The sequence below is a fragment of the Flavobacterium collinsii genome, from assembly GCF_946903285.1.
GTDB lineage: Bacteria > Bacteroidota > Bacteroidia > Flavobacteriales > Flavobacteriaceae > Flavobacterium > Flavobacterium collinsii.
The window spans coordinates 5,084,085-5,109,773 of sequence record NZ_OX336425.1 but is presented as its reverse complement, the minus strand read 5'-3'; the positions used below and the strand labels follow the sequence as shown (position 1 = coordinate 5,109,773).

Annotated in this window: 18 protein-coding genes; 9 read left to right on the top strand and 9 right to left on the bottom strand. The window is 35.0% G+C overall.

Annotated features, from left to right (window positions below):
* Positions 1 to 32 precede the first annotated feature (32 nt).
* The 9 genes from OGZ34_RS20480 (at position 33) to OGZ34_RS20440 (ending at position 11,340) form a co-directional block, all read left to right on the top strand.
* Positions 33 to 974: a multicopper oxidase domain-containing protein gene (locus OGZ34_RS20480; RefSeq protein ID WP_263361546.1), complete on the top strand. Its 942-nt coding sequence runs from the start codon at positions 33 to 35 to the stop codon at positions 972 to 974.
* A gap of 17 nt (positions 975 to 991) precedes the next feature.
* A complete protein-coding gene (locus OGZ34_RS20475) occupies positions 992 to 1,420 on the top strand; it encodes a hypothetical protein (RefSeq protein ID WP_263361545.1) in 429 nt (142 codons plus the stop codon).
* A 40-nt stretch (positions 1,421 to 1,460) separates the two neighbouring features.
* A complete protein-coding gene (locus tag OGZ34_RS20470; protein ID WP_263361544.1) occupies positions 1,461 to 2,924 on the top strand; it encodes a tyrosinase family protein in 1,464 nt (487 codons plus the stop codon).
* A 211-nt stretch (positions 2,925 to 3,135) separates the two neighbouring features.
* The gene (locus OGZ34_RS20465) at positions 3,136 to 3,570 is read left to right on the top strand and encodes a hypothetical protein (RefSeq protein ID WP_263361543.1); all 435 of its coding nucleotides are present in this window, start codon (positions 3,136 to 3,138) and stop codon (positions 3,568 to 3,570) included.
* Between the two features lie 155 nt (positions 3,571 to 3,725).
* Positions 3,726 to 8,798, top strand: a complete 5,073-nt coding sequence (locus tag OGZ34_RS20460) for a DUF4132 domain-containing protein (protein WP_263361542.1) — start codon at positions 3,726 to 3,728, stop codon at positions 8,796 to 8,798.
* A 98-nt stretch (positions 8,799 to 8,896) separates the two neighbouring features.
* A complete protein-coding gene (locus OGZ34_RS20455; RefSeq protein ID WP_263361541.1) occupies positions 8,897 to 9,055 on the top strand; it encodes a hypothetical protein in 159 nt (52 codons plus the stop codon).
* Positions 9,056 to 9,737: 682 nt separating this feature from the next.
* Positions 9,738 to 10,346 carry an RNA ligase 1 family protein gene (locus OGZ34_RS20450; RefSeq protein WP_263361540.1) on the top strand — a complete coding sequence of 203 codons (609 nt, stop codon included), beginning with the start codon at positions 9,738 to 9,740 and terminating at the stop codon, positions 10,344 to 10,346.
* A gap of 209 nt (positions 10,347 to 10,555) precedes the next feature.
* Complete coding sequence (locus OGZ34_RS20445; RefSeq protein ID WP_246253168.1) at positions 10,556 to 11,179, top strand: hypothetical protein; 624 nt, start codon at positions 10,556 to 10,558, stop codon at positions 11,177 to 11,179.
* A 20-nt stretch (positions 11,180 to 11,199) separates the two neighbouring features.
* Entirely contained in the window at positions 11,200 to 11,340 is a 141-nt protein-coding gene (locus tag OGZ34_RS20440; protein WP_263361539.1) for a hypothetical protein, read from the top strand.
* A 125-nt stretch (positions 11,341 to 11,465) separates the two neighbouring features.
* Here the strand turns inward: OGZ34_RS20440 and OGZ34_RS20435 are convergent, their stop codons facing one another.
* The 9 genes from OGZ34_RS20435 to OGZ34_RS20395 all read right to left on the bottom strand — a co-directional run bounded on the left by OGZ34_RS20435 (position 11,466) and on the right by OGZ34_RS20395 (position 25,558).
* On the bottom strand, positions 11,466 to 12,815 hold the full coding sequence (locus OGZ34_RS20435) for an ankyrin repeat domain-containing protein (RefSeq protein ID WP_263361538.1): 1,350 nt from the start codon (positions 12,813 to 12,815) through the stop codon (positions 11,466 to 11,468).
* A gap of 62 nt (positions 12,816 to 12,877) precedes the next feature.
* The gene (locus OGZ34_RS20430; protein WP_263361537.1) at positions 12,878 to 14,059 is read right to left on the bottom strand and encodes an ankyrin repeat domain-containing protein; all 1,182 of its coding nucleotides are present in this window, start codon (positions 14,057 to 14,059) and stop codon (positions 12,878 to 12,880) included.
* A gap of 21 nt (positions 14,060 to 14,080) precedes the next feature.
* A complete protein-coding gene (locus tag OGZ34_RS20425; protein WP_263361536.1) occupies positions 14,081 to 14,887 on the bottom strand; it encodes a hypothetical protein in 807 nt (268 codons plus the stop codon).
* A gap of 40 nt (positions 14,888 to 14,927) precedes the next feature.
* Positions 14,928 to 15,488 carry a hypothetical protein gene (locus tag OGZ34_RS20420; RefSeq protein WP_263361535.1) on the bottom strand — a complete coding sequence of 187 codons (561 nt, stop codon included), beginning with the start codon at positions 15,486 to 15,488 and terminating at the stop codon, positions 14,928 to 14,930.
* A gap of 469 nt (positions 15,489 to 15,957) precedes the next feature.
* A complete protein-coding gene (locus tag OGZ34_RS20415; RefSeq protein ID WP_263361534.1) occupies positions 15,958 to 17,286 on the bottom strand; it encodes an SWIM zinc finger family protein in 1,329 nt (442 codons plus the stop codon).
* Between the two features lie 6 nt (positions 17,287 to 17,292).
* The gene (locus tag OGZ34_RS20410) at positions 17,293 to 20,325 is read right to left on the bottom strand and encodes a DUF6493 family protein (protein WP_263361533.1); all 3,033 of its coding nucleotides are present in this window, start codon (positions 20,323 to 20,325) and stop codon (positions 17,293 to 17,295) included.
* A 315-nt stretch (positions 20,326 to 20,640) separates the two neighbouring features.
* Positions 20,641 to 22,419 (bottom strand): AMP-dependent synthetase/ligase, encoded by a 1,779-nt coding sequence (locus tag OGZ34_RS20405; protein WP_173964935.1) that lies wholly within the window; start codon positions 22,417 to 22,419, stop codon positions 20,641 to 20,643.
* A 169-nt stretch (positions 22,420 to 22,588) separates the two neighbouring features.
* Complete coding sequence (locus OGZ34_RS20400) at positions 22,589 to 23,023, bottom strand: hypothetical protein (protein WP_263361532.1); 435 nt, start codon at positions 23,021 to 23,023, stop codon at positions 22,589 to 22,591.
* Positions 23,024 to 23,155: 132 nt separating this feature from the next.
* Positions 23,156 to 25,558, bottom strand: coding sequence for an outer membrane beta-barrel family protein (locus OGZ34_RS20395; RefSeq protein ID WP_263361531.1), 2,403 nt, complete (start codon positions 25,556 to 25,558; stop codon positions 23,156 to 23,158).
* Between the last annotated feature and the right edge of the window lie 131 nt (positions 25,559 to 25,689).

Below are 25,689 nucleotides of genomic sequence, written 5' to 3'. Positions count from 1 at the left end.
ATGTGTTGGCAATGAATTATTTAAGTTGAAAAATGAAAGGATGCCCCAAATCCATATTGACCTTTTGCTTTTTACTAAGCACTATATTTTTGTTCTCCCAAAACGAATATTTAGTTATCGGGAGAACGACAGGAAAACTATTTCTCAAAAATGACGTTCCCATTCGGACTTTTGGCTTTACGAATTCGCTTTCGGGACAGGTCACTTTGCCCGGCTTGTCTATCGAAGCTGTGGAAGGCGAAAATGTGAGTATTGATTTTTGGAACATTTCGCAAGGCAATCCGGTCTCTTTATTCTGCAAAGAAATTGATTTTGTACAGCGGGATAAAGAAAATGTAGTACTGAAGAAAGAAGAAGCGATTCATCATATGGAACACGGCTACTATTCTTTTCAGGCTCAAAAAGCAGGAACGTATCTGTATTACAGTCCCGAAAATTATCCTTTCAATCTTCAGGCGGGAATGTTTGGTGTGATCATCATACGGGCGAAGGACCATGATTCTGTGGCACTTCAGCCTTTGCATGAAATACTATGGTGCAGTAACGAATTGGACACCAAGTGGCATACTGATGCTATTATGGGGACGGAGTACGACTCCAGTAATAAACCCATAGTTCTTCCAAAATACAAACCTGAATACTTCCTCATTAATGGCAAAATTGCAACAGAAAATAAAGGCTTGCAAGCGCTGGATCATAAAAACGAAACGGTACTTCTTCGCCTGGTAAATTCGGGGGTGTACCTTCATGAAATCGTGTTTCCGTCTCAGGTAAAACTTCAGTTGCGTTACGGAAACGAGGCTTCAGTTACAACATTGCCTGACGAATGTAAAATTCAGCTTCATTCGGGGGAAAGTATAGAAGTGCTGGCTTTTTTAGAAAACGTGGGCGAGAAGGAGCACATCGTCTACCATTTTACCGATCCGGTTTTAAAAAAGAAAGTGTACGAAGCGGCTATTCCGGTTTTTTATTAAAATTAAAACAAACAATCATGAAACAATTCTTCTTTTATTGCATGTTGCTTTTTTCTTTTTCAGCTTCATTCGCGCAAAGTAAACCTACATTTTCTGTTGTAGGTACGGCTGTTAACAAAGAAAGTGTCCTTAAAAATAAACGACTGGATATCTCAAAAATTAAAGTCGAAAATATTTCTAATAAACCGATCTATCTGGTTTGGGAAACAGTATCCAATACGTTTCCCAAGGAGTGGGATTGTTCGATGTGTCAGCATGGAGCCTGCCAGATTGGAATTCCAAAAGGATCGGCTTTTAACAAACTCAATCCGGATCAGCAGGGATTTATTGCCATTCATGTAATTCCCGCCAATAAAATAGGCAACGGAACGGTGAAATTTAAAATCTATGACAAAGCAAATCCTAATTATGCTCAGATTTTAACTTTCGAAGTCGAGGTCCTTTAAAGTCAACCAATAATTTATTACTCACCCAAAAACAAACAAAATGAAAAAAATTACTACCTTATTATTCGTTATTCTGATCACAGGATTGTCCTATGGTCAGAGTAAATCTAATGTGAAATTTATTCGCTGGAACGTTAATACGCCTCAGGGACAAGCCAATCTCGAGGCTATGAATGTAGCCTTTAAAAAGATGCGTGAAATAGGCTGTGAAAAAGGCTACTCCTGGTATTATCAGGGAGCCATACACAGCATTCCGAATGAGATTAATGGAAAAAATGTACTTTGTCCGGCTTATCAGACCGATAAGGATAAATTGTGGGCGTGGGCTGATTGTACGCATAACGGAACACAAAATGCGAATTTAAATTTTCTTTTGTGGCACAGAATGTACATTTGGTTTTTAGAAAAAATGGTACGCGAATTTTCAGGAAAGGATGATTTTGCGCTTCCGTATTGGAATTATGGCAGCCCGGAAGAGAGCCAAAATGTTATGGCGGCAAAATTAAGAGACCAATCAGGATCTTTGTACACGGCGGCCAGATATAGCATTCTGAACAATGGAAAAGCAATTCTTCCTGATCAGGTGAAGCAAATTCAATTGGCACTTAACGAGTTAAAAACAAATCCTTCTTTTGCAGGATCAGCCGGATTCAGTAAAAATCTTGAAGGAGCACCTCACGGTTATATGCACAATCTGATAGGAGGCGGTTATGCTCAACCTAGTGAAACGTATTATAATGAAATATACCAAAAACAATATTCTGGTTTAATGGCAAATGTTCCTTCGGCCGGATTTGACCCTGTTTTTTGGTTACATCACAGTATGGTAGACCGCATTTGGGAATCTTGGGACGCATCTGTTTACGGACAACGTCCTACGCTAGAGGAGTTAAAAGCCAATCCTTGGCAATATCAGTTTATCGCTCCAAATGGAGACCGTCTTACTTACACGATGGAGGAAGTATACAAAATCGTTTTTGACCTGGATTATAAATACGATAACTTGCTTTACGGATCTAAAACGCCAATTCTGGCTGGCAAAGAAGTGAAAGGAAAAAAACTAATTTCGTTTCAGGATTCCAAAGAAAAAGTGATCTGGGAAGAAAAAGTAGGGAAGCCGCTTGAGGGGGCTTTTACTCATAAAGTAACGAGCACATTTGCAAAAAGCACCAATAAAGTTTTTAAAAGTGCCAATTCTAAAATCATCCTTAACCTGGATATAGTGGTGTATAAAGAACCAAAAGATTACTATACGGTTTATCTTCGTTATCCCGGAAAAGCCGATCAGTATGTGGGTACAATGACTTTCTTTGGAGTAGCGCATGATCACGGAACAGGAGCAAACCACGAAATAGGAGAAGACGGTGTAAAACTTAAATTTGCCTATTACATTTCAGATGATTTAGTAAATTCAGATGCGAATTTCGATATTATTATCAAAAAGACAGGAGGCGGTGATGCCAAAGTAACGCTGGAGAAAATAGGTGTGGCTAACGCGAATTAAAGCCTTTTTGTAATTTTTCAGTAAAAAAAACTTAAGAAAAATACAGTGATAATTACCCAAACCCTGCGAGTTTTAATTCGCAGGGTATTTTTTTTAAAATTAAATGCACAAGTATGTTAAAATACTTTTTTTAACAATAAAATACATTGTTTTTAAACCGACCTGTTTTATTATTTATTATTTTACACTTTCAAATAAAAGCCAGTAAAAAATGAATATAATTATATCAGTCAGGCAATTAGGAAAAAAACATCCTATACTTCAGGAAAAAAATATCAGTTTAGATACTACCACTTCAATCGTTACTGTTCGTACTTTCTTAGAACTAATCGTAAAACATCAGGTAGAGTTGTTTCATTCTTCTTCCTTTGAGTTTGAGGACGAAGACAAAATCCATCTTCCAAAAGAAAATTACCTTCCCATTTTAACCGATACGGGAAAAGCTGGTTTTGGCGCACTTTACAACCACAACAAAGTTGATTTAGTCAAAGCGCAGGAAAATGCCATCGTAGCTTTTGAAGACGGTTTATATGCCATTTTCTATGGCGACGATCAGCTGGAAACTTTAACTGAAGAAATCGATTTATCCAAAAACAAATCCGTCACTTTTATCAGGCTTACGTTCCTGGCGGGAAGCTACTGGTAAGATTTCAATGGCAATGTCAATGTCAAAAATCAATGTCAAAAATCAATGTCAAAAATCAATGGCAATGACAATTTAAAAATCAATGTCAAACGCAAAATTTAATTTATGTTGTTGCTTAGCGTGCAACTTATAACCTATAACCAAAATAATACAGTATGAAAATAGAAGATCTTATCAAGGGTAAGATAATTGAGAATCCAATTAAGCGATTCAAAAAAGAACTGGAAGAAATAGCAAACAGCAATCTGGTTTCTAAATTATTATCAAAAACAAAACTTAAAAAAGAAGCAGCCGAGTTTGGTCTGGCACTTTTAAAACTCAAAGACAATTATTACGGGACCTATATTTCTTTAGGTTCGAAAGAAGCTACAGCGTTTGAGAAATGGGTAAAAGACGATATGTGGGAAGATAATACTTACCACGAACTTCTGGTTTACTTTTTTGGAAAGGAAATCACTGTTTATGTTAAAGAAGCCTGGAACCGACTGCCGATGAAAATGTATCAGGACGGTTATACCCGACGTTCTTTCAGAGCACCCAATAATAAAAAACAGTTATTAATTAATCGGGTAAATTTTCTGCGATCTCTGCTTCATCCTTCACAAATCTACAGTTATCAGGATGGTGATACCGTTTATTATGATTTGAGTATCGAAGAACAAATTCGTTTTGATACCGAAGTCTCAAATTCTAAAAATCAGTACACGATTTGGTCTGCTGCTATTGATTTGGATAGAGAAAACCTGTTTCAGCTTTTTGAAGATATCATTTTCAACAAAGATTCAAGAGGAAAAGTTTCCCGTAATATTATCAAAGCGCTTTTAAACAGTGAGAAAAAAGAAAGCTGGGAATTGGTCGAAAAACTATTATTGGCGGCACAGCGTCAGGAAGGATTACGTCAGACCGTTTTAGAAGCTCTTGATGAAACCAGTATTGGTGCTTTGCAATACATGATTAAAGTAATCATCGATAATAAACTCACCCGTTTTTCATCTGTTGTTCGCGGAATAGATACCTGGACCGGCTTGGGTTGGGATTCTGAAAAAGAAACCACAGTTCGAAACATCATCAATCTCGCTTCGGGGTATTTCTCTAATCCCGAAACGATTCCGGCGGGTATTCAAAGCAAGAATAACAACGAGGTTTATATGGCACTTTGGGTTCAGGGAGTTTTTGATGTCGAAAAAACAGTTCCGTATCTAAAGGAATTACTAGAGAAAGGTTCGATTGAAAAGAAATCTCTGGCGCTAAAATTTGCAGGAGAAACGGGCGATCCTTACATCGAAATGCCTCTTTATTTTAAAGCTTTAGACGACGAAAATTTACAGGTATTGGCATTTGCAGTGCCAGGAATGAACGCATTATTGGAGGCTAATGTTAAGTCGCAGTATTATACAGCGAATACAGATTATCCTGATTTCTTTAATAAGGTGTACAATCTTGCGCAGACGATAACCGTAAAAGAAAAAACATTTGAAGGCAAAGTATTTTCATGGTTAAATGTAAAATTCGAAAAAGATACTTTGTATTCTGCAGCGATTAATTTGGTAGGAGACAATAACGAAAGATTAGAACTTATTTTAAATCAGTTTGAAGGTTTTTCTATCAATTTAAGAGAGAAATTAACCCGTCAGATTCTGGGGGATTATTACTGCTATTCATTTTACAGTTTTAAAAGCAATAGCGGAAAAGAAAAAAAGGCACCAACAGATTTCCAAAGAAGTTTTGCATTGAGAATCTTAAAAGACAGAGGAGAATCTTTGGTCGCTTCGGCTATCTCTACTTTAAGTAATTTGACGTTAACAGAAGACGAACTGGCAATTTTTCAGGAATTGTATAAACGTAAAAATTCTAATTTAAAGAAGAACCTAACGGCAATATTGTTGAAACAGGAAGATCAAAAAGTGACTTCTTTTGTAGATAAAATTTTAGAAAAAGGTGATATGGAGCAGCGTATGTCGGCTTTGGACATTATGTTGCAACTTCAGAAGAATAGCAAACTGACAGATAAAGTTAACGATTGGGTTGCATCTTACTCGGCAAGACCAAAAATCACAGAGAAGGAAACCAAATTTATCGAACAGCTTGAACCGTCAAAAAAGAAAAGTATTCTAAGTGCCGAAAACGGATACGGTTTTTACACGCCAAATGTCCTTTCTCCTTATGGCCTACCAAAAGTAGAGACAGATTCCCTGTATGCCAAAGCGGTTAAGGCAGAACAATACGGTTTTTCTAAATCGATGTCGCACATTAAGACCGAAATTTCGAAGTTATACCAATTGTATGAAGACAACAAAAATTACGAATACGAAGTCGAAAACTACGACAACAGCAAATTGACAATTTTATTGGGAAATAGTTTCAGACCAATAAAAAATCTAAAAGACGAAAAGAATTCAGAATTAGCAGCAACAAATTACCCTTTGTATGAGGTTTGGTCCGGCTGGTTTGAAAACTCAGGTCTGGCCGAAAGAGACTTATTTTTACTGACTTTAATAAGCAGCTCCGACAGAAAAACATGGCGTGATTTTCTCGAAAAACATATTTTTTATTATAAAGAATTATTGCCGCACCAAAACAAAAGAGGCTATGATTGGGACAATGCAATCTTAAATATTCTGAATGCTTTACAGTTAAAATACTCCTTTAAAGAAAAAACAGATTTCTTAATTGATGCCTGTAGTACTTTGTATGCTGATCTTCCAAAATCGGTATTGGAATTTGAGTACAAGCCTGCAAAAGACGAGTATTATTACAGTTCAGATCGTGGGAATGGCTGGCAAAACCAGAACTTTTTTGATATTTACTTGAATAAAATCAATTTAAATGATTTAACACAGGAGCAAAATGATAAGATTTGGAATCTGTATAGATGGAGACAGTTAAACGGATTAGAACAAAATATAGGTTTAAATAAACCGCCAATTTATCTGTATGCTGTGGCTTTCGAACAAAAAATAATTACCGAAGGTGAATTGTACGAAGGTATTTTAGAAAGTGAAAGAATTTCGGTTTTAACGGGTGAAACCAGACATTATAGACATTTTGGAAGCGAAGAACTCATTAAAAAATTCCCGTTTCTAGTTCCGATGGTTGATAAAATTCGCGAAACATTTTTGGATATCGAAGTTAAAAGGGGAGATTCAAACACTGCTGTAACTCATTTGGTTCAAAGTTTTCAGAAAATTTTTGGAATCAACCGTTTGGTCGAAATGCTTACTGCGCTCGGTAAAGCAAGTTTGTACAAAGGATATATTTATTCGTGGAGTTACACCGATTTAACCAAACAAAAATTGTTTAGTTATTTATTGAAAAGATGTTATCCGATAGAATCAGATACACAGGAGGTTTTTAATGAAGCTATTAAAAAAGCCAAAATATCAGAAGAACGATTGATTCAGACAGCTATATATGCACCGCAATGGCAAAAATTAATCAGCAATTATCTGGACTGGAAAGGTCTTGATGAAGGAATCTGGTGGTTTCATGCACATACGAAAACGGCAAGCTACAATGCCGTAAATGCGGAACTGGAAAGCGAAATGGCGAAATTCTCTTCAATTGATTTGCAGGATTTTAAAGATGGTGCGGTAGATAAAGATTGGTTCGTATCGGCTTACAAACAATTGGGTAAAGCCAAATGGGAACTTTTATACGAATCAGCCAAATATGTTTCAGACGGAAACGGACACAGACGTGCACGATTGTATGCTGATACCATTACAGGAGATTTGAAAATTAGGGAGGTTACGGCCAAAGTAAAAGACAAACGAGATCAGGATTATTTAAGAGTCTACGGATTAGTGCCTTTGAGCAAAACAGGTCCTGAAAAAGATATTCTGGCACGTTATGAATATTTGCAGCAATTTAAAAAAGAAAGCAAAGAATTTGGTTCGATGAAACAAGCCAGCGAAGGTTTGGCTATAAGAGTTGCACTTGAAAATTTGGCCCGAAATGCGGGCTATCCGGACCCTGTTCGTCTGACCTGGGCAATGGAGACAAAACAAGTGCAGAACATCTTATCAAAAGAAACAGAGGTTAAATTAGATGATGTAACGGTAAGTTTAGTGATCAACAATGAAGGAAAAGCAGATCTGGTTACCTTTAAAGGAGATAAAGAGATAAAAGCAATTCCGCCAAAGTATAAAAAAGACAAAGCGATTCTGGAATTAACCAATTACAGAAAAACCATGCGTGAGCAATGGACACGCTCAAGAAAAGGACTGGAAGAAAGTATGATTCGTGGCGATGAATTTTTGTTTGCCGAAATGCAGAATCTTTTTGAGCATCCAATCATTTCCAAACATCTTGAAAAATTAGTTTTTGTGTCAAATGATGCTAAAATAGGTTTTTATATTGATGGGAATCTGGTTACAGCTTTAGGAGAAGTTATGACATTAAATGACAAGCAGACTTTTAGAATTGCGCATTGTGATGATTTGCACAAAAATAACGTCTGGATTGATTATCAAAGCTACTGTTTTGACAACAAATTGCAACAGCCATTTAAACAAGTATTCAGAGAATTGTATGTTCCAACTCCGGATGAATTAAAAGAAAAAGCAATTTCGAGACGTTATGCCGGACATCAGGTACAGCCTAAGCAAACCTTGGCTTTATTGAAAACCAGAGGATGGAAAGTAGATTATGAAGAAGGTCTGCAGAAAGTTTTTCATAAAGAAGGCTATCAGGTAAAAATGTATGCTATGGCCGATTGGTTTTCGCCGGCAGATGTTGAGGGCGCAACTTTAGAAACCATTGAATTTCATTCGTTAAAGGACTATAAAAACATTGCATTTGAAGACATAAATCCAAGGATTTTCTCTGAAGTAATGCGTGATATCGATTTGGTGGTTAGTGTAGCACACGTAGGAGGTGTCGATCCTGAAGCCAGTCATTCTTCTATCGAAATGAGAGCTGTTTTATTGAGAGAAACGTTGCGTTTGTTTAAAGTGAAAAATGTAGAAATCACAGGAAGTCACGCCATAGTAAAAGGGGAAATGGCAGAATATAGCATACATTTAGGAAGTGCGGTAGTGCATCAGCTTCCGGGCAAATATTTGTCGGTGTTGCCAATTCACTCGCAGCATAGAGGTCGTTTGTTCCTTCCATTTGCAGACGATGATCCAAAATCAGCAGAGGTAATGTCTAAAGTTTTAATGTTTGCAAAAGACAATGAAATACAGGATCCGACCATTTTAAGTCAGATTGATAAAACCTACGCATAAAACGATTCCGTTTTGTTGGGTTTTTAAATGAAGATTCAGACTAAAATTGTTAGCGTGCGATAAAATTTTTAGTACTAGCAAGGTACAAATGTTAAATTATGTTAATAAAAATACTTACTTTTGCTCCTGAAATGGAAATGAAAAATATAAATATCAATTGGTCAGTAGGACTATATAGTGATCGTTTGGCGGGATTTGCCCCTGCTAAAGGCTCAGGATGTGATATGTATTTTAATGAATTGAAGTGTAAATGGTAGTTACAAAGTCAACATAAATATATAAAAGCGTCCTCATCAGGGCGCTTTTTTTGTTTTTAGCGACAACTCAGCAAGGTGAAAAATAACGGAAAATAATTACAAATAAGTATGAACGAAAAAATAATTAAAGAAATAACACATTAAATTTTTAATGAATTATAAAAATACCAAAATATAGTCTTGAAAAATAATCTGATGAGTAACAGTCATTTGATTTGAAAAAAGAGCTGCTTCGATAAGCGGACAGGGATTTTTATGGCTCAAATTAAGAGTTTAATTATTTGTAATTCAGAGAGTTGTGCGATTTAAGGATTTGGAAGTATGATTTTTTTGACATTATCTTTGCCGAAGAAAACACGGAGAACGAGTTTCGATTAATAACAATGATTTTATAATACAATACACAAAATGGACTTTAATAAAAATACATATATCACAAAATTAGCAAACGCCGTTTTTTACTCGGAATGTTTGATCATACAGGTGCATGAATACAGGCAATAGGATAGTCATATCTTGTTAGATCTCATGAAGCACCTTTAATCGGGTGCTTTTTTTGTGTCTGTTTTTAAGGAGCAAAGGAGCAAAGGTACAGAGGGACAAAGGAGCAAAAATAAAACTTTACGGTTTAGCGACTTTGCGAGAAAAGAAAAAAACAAGTCTAATTTAAAAAACAAAAAAAATGAAAAAGATAGGCACATTATTTGCAAAAGACCCTACGGATTTGGCAAAAGTGATTAATAAAATTGGTGATGAAAACAAATGGGTTATAACCGGAGAGGCTATTGCTACAAGAAAGTTTGATGGCTCGGCCGCTGCGATTATTAACGGAGAATTATTTAAAAGATTTGACGCCAAAAAAGGACGTGTAATTCCCTTCGGTGCGATTGCATGCCAGGAAGCAGATACCATTACAGGACATCATCCGCATTGGCTAAAATGTGATCGTTCGAAATCTGAAGATCGATTTTTCTTTGAAGGTTTTGATAATTTAAAGATCAAAACAGATGGAACATTCGAACTATGTGGACCTAAGGTACAGGGGAATCCTGAAAAATTAGAAAAGCATACACTGATTAAACACGGAAGTGAAGTTTTTGATTTTCCAAATCCAAATTTCGAGTTCGAGGATTTGAAGAACTTCTTATCGGAATATGATATTGAAGGCATTGTTTTTCATCATGTTTCAGATGGTAGAATGTGTAAAGTTAGGAAATCTGATTTTGGAATAAAACGTTTAGAATTAGTCGAAGAAACAAAATTGTATAATTTGAATAATTCTAGCAAATGAGTAAAAAAAATACGTTTGACCATCATTTTGGTCATACAACTATAATTAGGTCTAAGGAGCGTCTGTTTGCTTTAGTAAAAGAAATGGAATCAGAGCTCACTAGACGAAGGAACGGAACGAGAGTCCAGGAACGCTGTATATCATTCAGGTGATAGCTGGTCAGTAGATTTTTGAGATTCTCGAAAATTCCTAAAAAAAAAAGTAATATTATGAAAACGAATACATTAGAAAAGTATAAAAAAGCAATTCGAATAAAATATGAGATAGAAAAAAACGGAGAAAACTTTGATTATTTGTACAATCCTTCTCGTGGAAAGCTACGTGATTTTTGTTGGCTTATTTTCGAGAACAACCCAACAAAGGATGATTTAAATGTTTTTAGAAATTTATTCTCTTTAGATTTCGATCACACCAAAAAGAATAAGTTTAAGGAGCAAAAAGATAAGTTCAGACCTATCGAAACCTTCTTTAAAGGAGAAACAAATCCATCGAATATTGATGCGATAAATTTGGCGGCGATTATGGTCGATTTTCAGCCACGTCCTTTTAAAAAGTTTAACGAATACTGTAGAACTGAAGAGGCAATACAGATTGAATGTTCTAATAAAGCTGAGGTGCTTGTTGAATTGAAGAAAGAAATCATAAAGGCAGAGCGTTTTGCAGAAAAACAAAATGAAGAGCCAATGAAACATTCTAAATCAGGAAATCTTTTTTTCAATTTTAAAGACTTATCAAAGAAAATGAATCAGGATTCCGATGGGCGAAAACGGCATTGGTCAATTGAAGAAAGTTTTCGTGAAATGAAATCCCGTTATAAGAGAAGATTAAATTAAAAGAGATAAAAATGAAATTTATGGATAAAATAAGTAGTATCGATTTAGTGACAAAGCATTGGAAGAACACCGTTCTTGAAGAACAGGAAAGTACAATAACCGAATATGGATTGGCTGTTTTAAATGCGAAAAGGAGTAAAATATCTCAAAAGAGATCGTAATTCAACCACAACGCTTAAACGTAAGTCCGCTTTGTACAAGGCTTATATATACAATAATTCAGGATTATAAAATTGCCCCGCTATGGTGGGGCAATTTTTGTTTTCATTAAAGATCCCGACAGTTTTTAGTTACTTCTATTCAGAATTTTTTCTTTTTCAAAGTTAAATTCTTCTTGTGATAAAATTTCAGCATCTAATAATTCCTTTAAATCCATCAAAGCTTGTTTTTTCGAAGCCAGATCGTTTGTATGAATTGGATTTGTTTCCAAAGCAGTTGGCTTTTCTGAAGTTAGAATTGTTCCTGAAGGGCTTAGTTTTAAAAGCATTTCAGTAATTTCATTAAAGCCTTTTATATTAGAATAGTCTATTGCTTTTTGTTCTTTTACGTTTACAGAGCCTACGTCAGCATTGTTGTCTAATAGGTATTTAACAACGTCTTTTTTACCATTTGCGGCAGCATAATGCAAAGGGGTATTTCCTGATTCGTCCTGAATATTTATAGAAGCTCCGTTATCGATTAACAACTTTACCATGCTTAGATTACCGTTTTTTACAGCGATATGCAATAAACTTTCTCCTCCGTATTCGTAATTGTTTAGTGCTAAATCGTCGTCAAAAGCCAGATTATTTGCTGAGATGACCCAATCTAAATAACTATTCATTGAATCCTCGTTTCCGGCAATTGGTTTACTAAAATTAACATCTAGGCCGTTCTCTAAAAACAAACTAACTATTTCTTTTTGATTATTAGAACAGGCATACCAAATAGGGGAAAGGCCATTTTTAGAAACGGTGAATAAATCAGCCCCTTTTTCAACTAATAATTTAGCAATTGCTCGGTTGGTTTCGTAGCAGGCAATTAATAAGGCACTTTCGCCAGATTGATTAACGTAATTAATATCAGTTCCGCTTTCTAATAATATTGTAATTATGGGAATGTTTTTTGTTCTAACTGCGTAGATCAAAGGGGTGCTCCCATTTTTATTTGTAGCATTTATATTTGCTCCTTCATTAATTAATGTTTGTACAATTTCCTTGTTTCTTAAACCGGAAGCAATTAAAAGAGCAGTATCACCTGCATTGTTTTCAGTATCAATTGTTACCCCTTTAAGAATCAGTTTTTGAATTAATTCTAATTGACCTGTTTGAGCAGTAAGATGTAGAAAACTATTTCCCAGTTTATCGTTGATATCGACTTTAGCGCCATTGTCCAGCAAAAAAATCACGACAGACTTTTGTTTTTGCAAACAGGCAAAATAAATTGGGGTTTCTCCGTCATGATCTTCATAATTTATATCAGCACCTTTTTCTATTAAAATTTTTACTATGTCCTGATAACCGTTATATGCGGCATAATGTAAAGCTGTACGGCCTTTTTCATCAGTATATTTTACATCTATTTCATTATTTTGCAGTAATAATTCTGCTATCTTTCTATTACCATTTTCGCAAGCAATTACAAATGACATTGACATATTCTTATATTTTTTTTTAATTTAATTTTTATTAGAGTAGACTTTACATTTTGTTACTAAGATTACTTATTTGACATTAGTAATTCTACAGTTTTAATTTTCAAATTGTCCTGTTGTGCTAGTGTAAGAGGCGTTTCATTGTTATTATTTGTGATATCGGGATTTGCGCCTGCTTCTAATAACACTTTCGTTTTTTTGTATAATTCTCTTGCAGCTTCTCTATCATAGTTTAAGTCATAAGAACAGACTTTATGTAGTAAAGTATTTCCTAAGTTATCTTGAAAATCCAGGTCTAAACTATTTAATTTTAAGGCGAATTCTAATATTGATGATTTTTTTTCAGCTAGCCAGTCGTATCCCGATTTTGTGTTTCCGTAATATGAACCAGATTGTTCAAAATTTGCGCCAGCCTCAATTAATTTTTCTAATATTTTTATTTGATTATCGTCATTTTCCATCATGCGTAAAAATTCACAAAATAGATTGTTGCCGTTTTTGTCCTGAATGTCAAAGTCAATTGAATCATACTCAAGTAATTTTGTTAGTGCTTCATAATCAGATTGTTCGTTTACAGCGTAGTAAAAAGTATTATTGCCGTTGTTGTCCTGTTCATTTGCACTTGCTCCGTTCTGTAACAGAATTTCTAAATAGCTTTCTTTCCGTTTTTTTGCAGCAAGCATAAGTGGAGTTACTCCAGCTATGTTTTTTTGATTTATATCTACACCTTCTCTCGTGAGAATTTCTAAATAATTCATTCCTGTTTCAGAACTCAGTCTGTACTCATTGATTACCTGATAAATAAAGTTTTCGTTTGCATTATTTTTGTAATCAACCCTGCAGCCCCCTTCAATCAGTTCTTCGATAATAGCTGGATCAGTACCCTCCAAAAGACAATATCCTAAAAGTGTTTGGTCATTTACTTCGTCGTTAATATTTTTGAATCTTTTTAGAAGTTCATTTATAAATTTTATAGCAACATTACCAGAGTTGGATAGGTAAGCAATACTTGAAAAGATTGAATTTTCAAAACTATCATATTCATAAATATCAGTCTTTATAAAATCGTTTACAATTAAAAGGTCTATTAGATCGATCGCATTTTTGTCGATTAGGATCTCAAATATTCTGGAAGTATTATTTTTTACATATTGACCTGATAGTTGTTCTCCGTTTTTCATAAGCTCATGAGCTTCTTCCAGATTACCATTTAATATTGCGACAGCAACGTTGTTTTTTTCGTACATAACTTTATTTTTAATTATTGGTTAAGGTCTTTCAATTATATTTACTTCGCCACCCGAACGGTGTAATTGACCGATATACTGACTGACTGCAGCATTTCCACGGGAATTTTTACGAATAGAATCCAGAGTAGTTTTGTTGTAGTATTGCCAAATCGGTCTTTCTGAGATCGTGTCCATAAGTTTTTTAAAACTAATCTTATAGATTCTAGTTTCAAATGCATCATCGTTTCTGGATAAGTTTTCCCAATCACTTTCCTCATAACCATAATTTATAGCATGTTCTTTGTTGCAAACCATCGAAAGGGTATCTCCATTTATCTGTTTTAATTTAAACAAGGTCAATACTTGCTGTTTTCCGACTGTTTTTATACCTGTAAATTGAGGATAAATAGCTACTTTGTAAATATCACCAACCATAGGATGCTCTAAAAATTCTTCATTGTTTAGAGTGTTTTTCTTTTTGATTTCCTGATTTATTAACCCATAGGTTGCAATTCCGAGGATTGCCCAGCAAACGGTCCATGGGTATATCAACTGCCACCATGTTCGTTTGTGGTTAGTTCTGATATTCTTAATGGCTTCAATAATTGCAGGCGAGTAGTTCTTTTTTGCATAAAATGGAGCACTCGGATCTTTTATGACATGATCACATGAGGTACAATAAACTTCAGTTGCCCTTCCCATTCCAAAAAAAGGAACTAATGATCTCAGGTATCTCATGTAAAGTACCACTTCGAGACTATTTTTTTTACCACATACCGGGCATTCTTCGTTAGGTATAAGTTTAGCTGTCAGTGGTGTATGTTTAATTTGGTAATAATAAATCATCTTTTTTTATGTATTAGATTTAAACAATGTATTTTATAAGTTAATCATGAATCGATATGGAATTTTTTTCGATATTATTTTCTTCAATTTTTTTGTGCAATATTTTTTTTAATGTTATTTCATCATATTCTATTAAGGTTAGATTTAGGGAAAATAAGAGACGATTACCAATACTCTTTTTAATGGCTTTTTTGCGAGTTCTTATATCAGTAATTTTATTGATGAAAATCTCTGATTCTTTGGCATAAATGCACAATGTTTTTTTTTCTTCACTATACCCTTTTAAGGCACTCCACGGAACCAAACCTATTCCTGAATATTTATTCTCAAAAAATTCAATGCCTGAATCAGATAATTTTGCAAAACCATTAGTTAATTGTAAGATTTTAATAAGACGATATAATTGGATTAAAAGAAGAATAGTACCTACTAATCCAATGATTAGAAGTTCGGGACAGTAGTAGTTTTCCGTGAAAAGATGCCTGGATCCTTCCCAAAAGAAACTGATGCTGAGAAGTAACAAAAGACAAAAAAAGATTATAAGACCATAGACGGTTTTCTTTTTTACATTAATTGTCAAGGGTAATATTGGAGTGTTCATTCCGCTTTATTTTTAGAAGTTATGATTATTTTAAAAAGTGCTTTGTCATATTTTAAATGATGTGTAATTTTTTAATGCTTGAAAAAAGTAATTACGTTATATGTATTTTTACATTTTTGCATGTAAAATTTACGCGAATTTAATCCACTACTATAGATAATAACAGGAGGTTTAAATAACTGGCAGAACGATGAAATAACTGGTCGAATGACCGAATAACTGGTTGTTATTCGTATAAGTGGTAAAGCTTAGAAGGACAGTTTTATGTGGTTTTTTTGCAGTTAACAGTATAGATTGAAAAGAAAGGGGAGTAGTGGTTTATTTAGAGATAAATCATAGGATCGTAATTCAACCACAACGCTTAAACGTAAGTCCGCTTTGTACAAGGCTTATATATACAATAATTCAGGATTATAAAATTGCCCCGCTATGGCGGGGCGATTTTTGTTTTATGAAAAGAGTATTACTGTTAGGAGATCATCATCTTAACGCCCAGAATATGCTTGCAAATTCCTCTTTTGCCTTGATAAGCTGTAAACCAGTCACAGGTGCATCTTTGCGAATTAGCATCGATAATTACTTTGTGTAAAACGCCTGTACCTTTTACTTTAGCTTCGATATAATTTGCTCTTCGTTCTACGATTTGGATATCTTCATTGTCGATTAGTTTTTTTGCATTTTTAAGTCTGGGGTTTAATGATAAAATTCGCTCGGTTTTAAACGGAAGACGACGGTAGAAATGTGATTTTTCGCTTAAATCATAGCCTAATAAACCCATTGAAGATAAATTAGAGGTCAGATTATCCATGGTTCCAAAATCAATGTTGTTTTCTATTGAAAGCATTGTTGGGTCAAAAGTTTCATTTGACTTTAGTAAACTGTTTAAACCATAAACCCATTCGATTGGTAAGTTTTCGGTCATGGTTTCCAGAACGTTTCCTTCGCCTGAAAAACCACGGTAAGAATCGGGTGAAAATGCCATTAGCAGCTGCATTTTTCCAAACTCACAGACGATCGAGCAGGTTTGTTGATCTGATGATTCGTAAACAAAGATTTTATCGACGATAGAAAGGATTCCTTCTAACAATCGTAATCGATGCACTCCTCCTATACGCACGCTGTCAGCTGTTGCCGAAGTCGATAGCACAAATTTTCCGGCTCTTTTGCTAATAAAAAAATCACCTTTTATATTTCCTTTTGGTAAACTTTGAAACAATTGTATGGTCTGAATTTTATTGAGTTCAAATTTTAGATCCATATCTGCCAGATAGAGCTGAACGCTTGTTAGGCCTTTGATCCAGCGTAGGGGTAAGGTTACTTTTTTTTCGATCACTTTTGTCTTGCTCGTGATTACCTGAACGTCTTGCTGACCTACAGCAAGCGTTACTTTTTCGTTTTTTTGAATGGCATTCAACGCATTAAGCATTGGATCATTAAAATCGACATTGGTTGTTCCGCTGGCAATAAATTCACCATCAATGGCTTCGGGTTTCATGTCCAGTCGTACATATACGCCATTACAGGACGAAAAGCCTTCAAAACGCAATCGTTCTGATCCTGCCGAAACAATAGGATCACGCAAACTTGGCGGAACGGGACCAAAACTGGTACGAACTACTTTGGCAATTGTAGTCCAGCATTTTGCAGTAATATAAGGATCAGTCAAACTTCCCCAGAAAAAGCAGGGTATGTTATTGATTTCTTCAATTTCGGTTTGATGTGCCAGAACCAGATTATTGATTCCCTGTGTTTTACTGTAGGTGGAAATTCCTTTATAATTATATTCTAAATCTGTCATGTTTTGTTATTTTAAAATCTGCTTAATCAAAGATTTAAGCGAAGCATTGTCTTTCCATTGCTCAAAAAAAGTAATGGCCTGAGCCGATGGTTTCTGGTTGGTTTTTATTAGAACATCGACATAATTTTCGACTAGTTTTTTGAAATTTCGTGGCAGTTCCTGTAACTCCAAATGAGCAAAAAAGGCATTGTAAAACTGAAATAATGCACTGTTGTGGAATGATGATATATCTTTTAGAGTAATTATACTACTTGCCATATGTATGAAGGAACCATAGCTTTTGGATACCAAAAAAGCCTGTTTTTGAGCAAATCTGTATATATCTATATTTTGTTTTTCAACCAGATTAATTAATTGTTCCGAGGCCAATAACCTTAATTCTTTCTTTTTCTGAAAGAAACAACAGGCATACAAAAGCAAAGTGGTATCTGAAAACTGGAACTCGGGTCTACTTATCAAATTCAAGAATCCTCTCAGTTCTTCTTGCGACCCACTTGTAGTACTACAGGATCGTAATAGATTAAGTCCCAATGCATCGGAATTTTGTGGCGTAAGACTGTGCCAGTAATAGACACTTTCTACCTTATATAGTAAAGAAGTACCGTGCTTACCGTTGTAAATATCAAGAGTATACAATAAGTAGTTACTCGGAAGTTGAAAATAACTTGGTTCGCTAAAACGCAATCGAAGCCAATCGTATGTTTGATCTGTTTTTTTAGAGATAAAATTCTTAGCCTTATTCCATTGTTCATTAATTTTTACTTCTGGGTTAAAAGGGCTGACAACAAATGGAATATCTTTTAGATACGTATTTTCAAATTCAGGGAAAGCAGCATTAGGGTAAAAAGTTCTTGCTGCAACGGCCCAAAGCGCTAAGATTACGGTTTCCTGATTCTCTTTTCCTTCTTCAGGCAATTCTTTTGAAGATAAAGAGATGGTATTTAATTCGATTTTTTCGTTTATACCCAGACAAAATGACAACAAAGACTGAAGTTCTCCTTTAATTTGATCTAATAGCGGAATCGCTTCTTCAACATTTTCTCTTGGCATACGTGCAATTGCCACCGCTAAATCGACAAAATCAATTTCTTCATTTGTTTTCTGATAGGCAATAATTCTCTCTAATAAGACCTTTGGAGCGACCCAATACGGTTTATGACTTGGGAAGGAAAGTAGAGGCAAAACGGAATTTGAATCTATTTTTTGTTGTACTTTCTCCACTAAAGGCCTTATTAATGCTAAAGTTCTTGACCTTAAATTGTACTTATATCTACCATCAAATTTATCTTCGATATTTACTATTTTATGTTGCAGAAATCCATTAACATAATTTTTGTGAGCGCTTTCAAAATACTTTTTTTGCAATTGTTTTGCATATGGCTGTAGTTGTACGTTATAATCTACTGGAAACAAATCTTTCTGCGTGATATAAGTATTTAAAACAATTTCAGTATCCAGTGTTTCGTCTGAAGAAATGAAATTTCCAAACTGAAATAAAATGGCATTCCAATCCTTTGGCAATGTGACTTCTTCAGTAAGCAATAATTCTTTTTTTGGGTTATAGGTATATTCTTCAAATGAAGTATCATCAACGATTAAGGCATCCTGATCTAAGAAGGGAGTCAAATCAAATTTTATATTTCCCTGCATTAAAGTGACGTAAGAAGACAGCTTTTCTTTAAGGGCCTTATCTTTTACATTTCCAATTTTTGTAATAATTTTTGTTGCGCGTTCCTGTAAGTTCAAGTCTGCAATTACATACACATTTGCAATAATGGATGTTATAGCGGCGCTTAATTTGGGATTTGTCTTACTTAGCTTTTCAAGAATAGGCAGCACATTTTTGATGGCTGCTTTACAATCGCTTCGCATCATCATTGGCTCGAGCCATTCCAGAAACGATTTGGTTTTAAATTTAGTATGATCGTAGATTTGTTTTACCAGCTCCATTCCGTAACTGGTTATGGGAGGATAAGAGTAGTGTAAAAGTGGAAATATTTTTTCCTGCTGAAGGATCAGTTCATCGGCAGTAACATTAAACTCATCAATCATTTTTCTAAAGAAAGACTTTAACTCTTTATTCCATTCTTTGGTTTGAATCTGAATTGCATTTTCAATAAAGAAAGTGCGATCCATTTTTTTCTCCTCTAGTAATGACTTATAAATAGTTATCCACCTAAAATTTTCATTTTGGGACTTATTATGAAAATATTCATGATAGAAATCTGTTTCATAGTTAAATAACTCAGGAATGTCTCTTTTATATGCCGTTTTATCATTCAGTAGTTGAGTAATGATAACTGTTTTTTGTATACCCTTGTCTCTATTACAATATCCCGAAATTTCACTTAAACTTAAGGCATATAATTCTGGGTTAAATTGTATTAAATTATGCTCTTCCAACTTACGGAGATTAGGGTAGTTAATAATCCTCCAGCTTTCCCTTTTGGATTTGTCCAGAATGAAGCTTTCTAACCAAGTGGGTTTGGCCCACAATAAAACATCAAGTACCTGAGGTTTCTGCTCTATCTCGTTTAATAATTCGATAACTTCATCCCAGGAATTGATATCCGTTTTATCAAATAATGCTATGGCACTAAGGGTGATAATGTCTTTTTGTTTCCACCATATAGTTATAGTTCCCGTTTGCCATTGACGCCTGTATTTTTTGATATGCTTTTTTAAAACTTCAACATTTCCTTTTGATTTTTCTTTTAAAAAAGGCAACAGTAAATCGCTATTGTTAGATTGTATGATTTTATCGTATTCCTTTAAAAGTTCATCAGTATTAATGCTTTTGGCCGTTTTTACTTTTGTATCAACAGCAACCTCACCTGTTTCAGAATATCCTTTTTTTATTTTTTCTGCCAGCAGTTTTTCGGCAGTCTTCAGGCATTCTTCATCTGTAGAAAATGTCTTGGTTTGAGTGGTTCCCGAAGTTCCGTTTTTGCCGTAGGTTACTGTAAATTGAGATCCTGTTACTTCAATCTTCCAGAACTTATCCGAATTTCCATCTATGTATTTCAGTTGTTTTTTCATGCTAGTTTTAATAAGAGGGTAGTGCAAAATTTACGCGAATTTAACCCACTGTTATAGATAACAACAGTCGGTTTAAATAACTGGCAGAACGATGAAATAAGTGGTCGAATGACCGAATAACTGGTTGTTATCCGTATAAGTGGTAAAGCTTAGAAGGGTATATTGATACCGTTTTTGTTTGAGAGCTTACCATATAAAATGGAGAATAAAGGAGGGCAGTAGTAATGGATATGAAGATGGATTTTGATCTAAAATAAAAAACGGCTATCTCTTGTGAGATAGCCGTTTTTCGGTGGTTGTTATTATTTTGATTTATTAATTCTGGCCGTATATTTTAGTGTAAAGATCTTTGTAAATTTCTTTGATGATTTTACGTTTTAATTTTAGGGTAGGAGTAAGTTGTCCGCCATCGATCGACCAAACATCAGGAGTTAATTCAAAACGTTTGATTTTTTCCCAGTGTCCGAATTTTTCGTTGATTCCTTCTACTTCTTCGTCAATACGTTTGATAACTTGCGCATTGGTACTGATTTCTTTGTCGGTACTTCCTAAAGTTATTTTGTGAATTTTAGCCCATTCTTTTACAAATTCAAAGTTAGGCTGAATGAAGGCAGCAGGCATTTTTTCGCCTTCACCAATTACCATAATCTGCTCGATAAAACGAGATTGCTTCATGGCATTTTCAATCAACTGAGGAGCAATGTATTTTCCTCCCGAAGTTTTAAACATTTCCTTTTTACGGTCTGTAATTTTAAGGAAACCTTCGCTGTCAATTTCTCCAATATCTCCTGTATGAAAATAACCGTCTTGTAAAGCTTCAGCCGTTTTTTCAGGATCTTTATAGTAACCCAACATTACGTTTGGTCCTTTGCAAAGGATCTCACCGTCTTCGGCAATTTTAACTTCGACGTTGCGAATTGGTTTTCCAACAGTTCCAATTTTAAAGCCTCTGTTTCTTTGATCGTTTACGGCAATTACCGGTGATGTTTCAGATAAACCATAACCTTCCATTACCGGAATTTCGGCAGCGGCAAAAACTCTCGCTAAACGTGGTTGTAATGCAGCACTTCCTGAAACCATTAAGTCTAAATTTCCTCCCAAACCTTCTTTCCACTTGCTGAAAATAAGTTTGCGGGCAATTTTTAACTGAAATTCGTACCAGGCGCCATTGGCACCATATGGTTGGTATCTTAGTCCTAAATCAATAGCCCAGAAAAATAGCTTTTTCTTGATGCCTGTTAATTCAGTTCCTTTTGCATAAATTTTATCGTAAACTTTTTCCAGAAGTCTTGGTACTGCTGTAATTACATTTGGACGAACCTCTTTCAGGTTATCGCTAATCTTGTCAATCGATTCACCAAAATAAACCGAGATACCATAATACTGATAGATGTACAGGATCATTCTTTCGAAGATATGACAAATAGGAAGGAAGCTCAATGCAGAACTTTTTCCCGGATCAAACGGAATTCTTGGTGCACTGTCTAAAACATTAGAAACAATGTTTTTGTGAGAAAGCATAACTCCTTTAGGTCTTCCTGTTGTTCCGGAAGTGTAAATAATAGTTGCTAAATCTTCTGCTTGAATGCTGTCTTTTCTGGCTTCAACTTCACTCTGATTACTATCGTCTTTTCCAAGCTCTAATAATTCAGACCAGTGTTTGCAGCCTTCAATTTCGTTAAAAGAATATACTTCTTTTAGAGTTGGAACGTTTGCTTTGATCGCGTTTACTTTTTCAAGTACTTCTGTATCCGATACAAAGCAGAAAATGCTTCCACTATGGTTTAATATATATTCGTAATCTTCTTCGGCAATGGTTGGGTAAATAGGTACGTTTTGTGCACCGGTTTGCAGGATACCAATATCCATAATATTCCACTCCGTACGATTGTTAGAAGTGATTAATGCAATTTTATCATCTTTTTGAACACCCATGCGCAATAATGCTCTTGAAACAGCATTTGCTTTTGCGATATATTCCTGGCTAGATGTTTTTTCCCAGACTCCGTTTTTTTTAGTTGCTAAGGCAACCTGAAGGTTATAAGTTTCTTGTTGATAATAGGGAAAATCAAAAAGGCGTGTGATTGAAACCATGTTTAAAATGTTGAATTTTATCGCAAATTAAATAAAAATTAGGGATAATTTTTATATTTATGGAAATTTATGGGAAAAATTATAACTACTTTAGAAAATTTACGAAAACGTTTTCTTTTTTGTAGTAAAATTTAGAAAAATCAAGAAAAATTGATTTTTTGTGTAGTAATTACTGCACGTTATAATCGGTGTATTCTTTTACTCTTTCTCCCATCAGGAACATTTTTTTCCTGGCAAAATGGATGGAAAATTGAGTGTAATTCCACTCCTCACTATCATTGGTGCGGTACCAGAAAGTATAAGAAGCACTATTGAAACCTTCTTTAAAAACCGGAATGCCCTCTTCGGTACATTCAATTCCCCAGTTGATCTTTTTTTTCGTTAAATCGTCATACTGAATAACTCCTGTTCCATCCGGATTTAATACAGTGCTTGGTTCTTTTTTTTGTCCGGCTGGCAAAAATATACCCGGAACCGGATAACCAATTGTAGTAGTGATAAAATGATCGCGAACTTTGTACGTGATTCGGTCTACGTGAATTTGGGAGTGTGATTTTAGGGCAATAAATAATAAAGTAAAAAGAAATACTTTTAGGGTTTTCATTCTATGTAGGTTTAAGGGTTTTTGGAGCTGCCAAAAAATCCGGGGCACGAATTTTTTGGCGAATATAGTTCAATTTTTACTAGAAAAATGAATCCAAATTACAAGAATGTTTTTTTTTACTTTAATGTAATGTTACTCTGTCGAAAACTGATTTTCCAGTAATTTTTCCTTAAAGTCAGATTTAAAAGTGTAGGCAAAAGTCACCATCAGCGCGCGGGTATCTGATTTTGATGTACGATTGTTGCTGAATAAGGCTGTGTTGTTTTTAAAGCCGCTTTCGAGCGTGTTAAACATATCGGTTACCACTAAGCCTAATCGGGCGTTACCTTTGCCAAGCTTTTGCTGGAAGCCCATATCGATATTATAAATTGGAATCCTTTTTCCTTGTGCGGTAGCGAGAGCAGAGTTATAATTTCCGATGATTTGAAGTTTTCCACCTTTCCATGGAACAAAATTATTGATCATTTTTCCGTACCAGCTAAAGGCATTGTTTACTACATCCTGAGCCAGATTAGAAGCGTTTATATTTTGTTGGAAAGCAGTAATGCTGATGTTAGCATCATAAAAGCCAATTGGTTTTAAACTGAAAATAGTTTCAAGACCATAAGTAACGGTGCTTCCAATATTTCTTGGCTGTTGCAAAATCACGCCGTTATCCTGAAGTTCGGCATATTGTCTAATGGTGTTGGTTGCGTTTCGGTAAAAAGCATTGGTTGAAAACGAATATTTAGACCATTCTTTGGTATAGCCGGTTTCGATAATATGAATGATTTCCGGTTTTAAATACGGATTTCCTCCATGCGGATTCAAAGCGTCGGTAATATCAATAAACGGATTTAAATTATCCAGATCCGGACGATTGATACGTTTGCTGTACCCCATTTTTAGAAATTCATCTGGAGCTAAATTAAGCTGCAAAGAAGCAGAAGGGAAAAGTTTTATATAATGATTCGAAAAGTTGTCATTATTGTTTTGTGTCTTTCCGTTGTTTGAAACCTGCTCAGCACGCAGTCCTAAATTGTATTTCCATTTAGGAGTATCTTTAGCACCGATGTAGGAGTTTAACATTCCGTAAACCGCATTGATCTGCTCGTTGAATTTAAAACCGTTACTGGCCAGAGGATTTACAATGTATTCTCCATTAGTTTGATCAGCGCTTTGAAAATCGGAATTAAAAAAACGGAAGGTTCCTTTGTAGCCTGTCTCTAAAATTGATTTTTCGGAAACCGGAAGTGCATAATTAACGATAGCGTTCGAGATATTCTCATGCTCGTAATTGTGTGTTCTTTGTAAAAAAGCATCACCTATCTGTTTGTAATACTGATCGTATTGGTACGTGTCGATGTCTGTATTTTCTCTGTGTTTATTAAAAGAGGAAGTAATGCTGGCATTCAGGCTTTTTCGGTCATCGGCAAATTTTCGGTCGTAGCTAAAAGCGAGTTCAGCTACCTTAGAACGTTCAAGTTCCAGAGAGTGCCTTCTGTTGTTAGAGAAAAACTGATTGGCACTGTTGTTTACCTGGGTGTATAAGGTTTCGTCATTGTCCTGACTTTCCATATTTCCCAAAGCCTCAAAGGAGAAACTGTTGTTTTCGTTAGGAGAAAAATCAATGTTGAATTTCAAATTCTGTAAACCTTCTGTACGCTGGTCACTTCGGTTTTGATTGATGTAATGCTCGTCATCGATTAGGAAATTGGTTCTTTCGCCTTTTATTTTTTTAGTTCTTCCGGCAAAACGATTGTCATATCCCAGTCCAAAATTCCATTTGTCTGTTTTATGGTTCAAGAGCACAGAGCTGTTTAATCTTCCTTTGGCTCCAAATCCGCTTCCCAAAACCACTGCTCCATTCATACCACTTTGGTTGTTTTTTTTGAGCTTAATGTTGATGATACCGCTCTCTGCATTTGCATCGTATTTGGCTGTAGGATTACTTATGATCTCAATGCTTTCAATACTGCTTGCTGCAATTTGATCCATATTGGTAATGGCAGAGTTTTTTCCGTTAATTAAAATCATAGGAGATTTTCCTCTTAGCGTAATTCCTCCGTCTGCATCAACAGCAACGGTTGGAATGTTTTTTAGCATATCTGTAGCTGTTCCACCTGCTTGCGTCAAATTGGAAACTGCATTAAAAATAAAACCCTCGTCAGTCTTTTGGATTTGTTTTTTTTGAGAATTTACAACAACGGCGTTTAATAGATTAGCATCGGTTTGCAAAGTTATGGTTCCAACAGAAAGTGGAGCACCTGTAAATTTTACTTTTTGAGTAACCGTTTTGAATCCAATTAACTTGAATTGCAGCTGATATTCACCGGAAGCAAGATGGTCTAAAGAGAAGTTTCCCAAAGCGTCTGTAACGGCATATCCGGCTACTTTTGTAGAGTCGGCGGTATTTTTTAAAACCACATCGACAAATTCGACGGCCAGTTTTCCGTCAGAAACAGTTCCTTTTACAGAAGAATTTTGAGCAAATGTAATTTGGCTTATAAGAAATAAGAGTAGTAAAAGCGATAAATTTGGCGTCCATTTTTTCATGACACAAAGATATTTATCGCAGTAAAAACAGTTTAGTAAAGTGCCTTAAGATACTATTAAATTAGTCTTAGAGTCGTTTTAAAGTTTTTGCCACGAATTTCGCGAATTACTAATTTAAAAAATAGCCACAG